The organism is Caulobacter sp. 17J65-9, assembly GCF_010975005.1.
GTDB lineage: Bacteria > Pseudomonadota > Alphaproteobacteria > Caulobacterales > Caulobacteraceae > 17J80-11.
In genome coordinates this window covers 1-1,937 of the sequence record NZ_JAAIVC010000283.1, presented here as the reverse complement: position 1 = coordinate 1,937, position 1,937 = coordinate 1, and the positions used below count along the sequence as shown (strand labels likewise).

Annotated in this window: 3 protein-coding genes; all 3 read left to right on the top strand. The window is 72.1% G+C overall.

Features of this window, described 5'->3' with window-relative positions; genetic code table 11:
* Positions 1 to 193: 193 nt before the first annotated feature.
* Entirely contained in the window at positions 194 to 493 is a 300-nt protein-coding gene (locus tag G3573_RS21305; RefSeq protein ID WP_163263637.1) for an STAS domain-containing protein, read from the top strand.
* Entirely contained in the window at positions 490 to 855 is a 366-nt protein-coding gene (locus G3573_RS21300; protein ID WP_163263636.1) for a response regulator, read from the top strand. The genes G3573_RS21305 and G3573_RS21300 overlap by 4 nt, the downstream gene beginning before the upstream one ends.
* A gap of 26 nt (positions 856 to 881) precedes the next feature.
* Positions 882 to 1,937, top strand: a 1,056-nt coding sequence (locus tag G3573_RS21295) for an Hpt domain-containing protein (protein WP_346427429.1), incomplete at its 3' end; no start/stop codon positions are given.

The following is a 1,937-nucleotide window of genomic DNA, read 5'->3' as shown; positions in this document are numbered from 1 at the left end:
CGCCCGGCGGCCGCGCACGCCCCGCGTCCGGCCCTCAAGCACACCGGTCGGGGCGGCGCCGCGCCCGCGCACCAGCTCGCCCCGGAGGCGGACGGCTGGGAGGAGTTCTGAGTCGGCAAAATCGGCGGCGGTAATCCTTCGTTATCGACAACCCGTCCAGAAACGGAACACGGCCCAGAGTCAGGGTTAACCGATGTCGCTTTCCACCTCCGAGTCCGCCGTGCTGCCGCTCGCGCCGGTGCTCGACCTCAACGCAGCTGAGCCGCTGCGCCAGTCGCTGATGCTGCTGCGGGGCCGGGCGGTGACGCTCGACGCCTCGCGGGTCACGCGGCTGGGCGGGCTGTGCCTGCAGGTGCTGCTGGCCGCCCGCGCGGCCTGGGCCGAGGAGGGGCGCGCCTTCGCCCTCGGCCAGATGTCCACCGAGTTCGCCGACCAGCTGGCCCTGTTCGGAAACCCTGAACTGCAATTCGAACCCGAAGGGGTGATTTCGTGACGAAGACCGTTCTGACCGTCGACGACTCCCGCACCATGCGCGACATGCTGCAGCTGGCGCTGGTCGAGGCGGGCTACCGCGTGATCCAGGCCGTGGACGGCGTGGACGGGCTGGAGACCCTGGCCCTGGAAGGCGCCGACGTCGTCATCACCGACATCAACATGCCCCGGCTGGACGGCTTCGGCTTCATCGAGGGCGTGCGCTCGGACCCGAAGCACCGCTCGACCCCGATCCTGGTCCTGACCACCGAAAGCGACCCGGCCAAGAAGGAACGCGCCCGCCAGGCCGGCGCGACCGGCTGGATCGTGAAGCCCTTCAACCCGGAAAAGCTGGTCGACGCCGTCCGCCGCGTCGCCGCCTGATCTGAACACCGAACGGGGTTTCGTCCGTGGACGCCTTCGAGAGCATCAAGGCCACCTTCTTCCAGGAGTGCGAGGAACTGCTCGCCGACCTGGAGACGGGTCTGCTGGCCATGGAAGGCGGCGACGCCGATTCCGAGACGATCAACGCGGTGTTCCGCGCGGTCCACTCGGTGAAGGGCGGCGCGGGGGCCTTCGGCCTCGACGCCCTGGTGCGCTTCGCCCACGTGTTCGAGACCCTGATGGACGAGCTGCGCTCGGGCCGGATGGAAGTCCGCGAAGAGGTCGTCAAATCCCTGCTGCGCGCCGCCGACGTGCTGTCCGACCACGTCGGCGCGGCCCGCGGCGGGCCTGAGGTCGACGCCGGTCGCAGCGCCGCTCTGGTCGAGGAGCTGGAAGGCTGGATCGGCGGCGACGCGCTGGGCGCGGCCGACGAGGACGACGGCGAGATCGACGGGCTGGTGTTCCAGCCCATGCAGGTGGCCCTGGCCGACTTCGGCGACGCGCCCGGCCTGCCGGACCTCGACGCCCTGCTGCCCGGCCCGATGGCCCTGCCCGACCTCGACGCGCCGACGGCCACGGCCGTCGTCGCGGGCGCCGACGTCTGGCGCGTCACCTTCCGCCCGCGCGCGGACATGTATCTGAAGGCCAACGAGTCCGGCCTGCTGCTGCGCGAACTGGCCCGCCTGGGTGAGACCGAGGTCGAGCTGGACGCGTCCAATCTGCCGCCGCTGGACCAGATGGCGGCCGAACAGGCCTATCTCGGCTGGACCGTGCGCCTGACCGGCGAGGTCGACGAGGCGGCCATCCGCGAAGTGTTCGAGTGGGTCGAGGGCGACTGCGACCTGGAGATCGTGCGCGCCGACGCCGCGGCCGCGCCGGCCCTGCCCGAACTGCCCGTTCTGGATCTGCCGGTCCTGGACCTGCCGCCGCTGGACCTCGCTCCCGCGCCGGCCCCGATGGCGCCGCCGCTGGAGCCGGTCGCTCCGGCCGCGCCGGCCGCCGACATCGAATTCGACATCGCCGCCCTGATCGCCAAGGCCCAGGCGGCCGGCCCCGCCGACACGACCGCGCCGGCGCCGGCC

What these genes read in the sequence shown, in the direction of transcription:
- G3573_RS21305 (WP_163263637.1), top strand. Translation starts at nt 194, where the DNA reads ATGTCGCTTTCCACCTCCGAGTCCGCCGTGCTGCCGCTCGCGCCGGTG.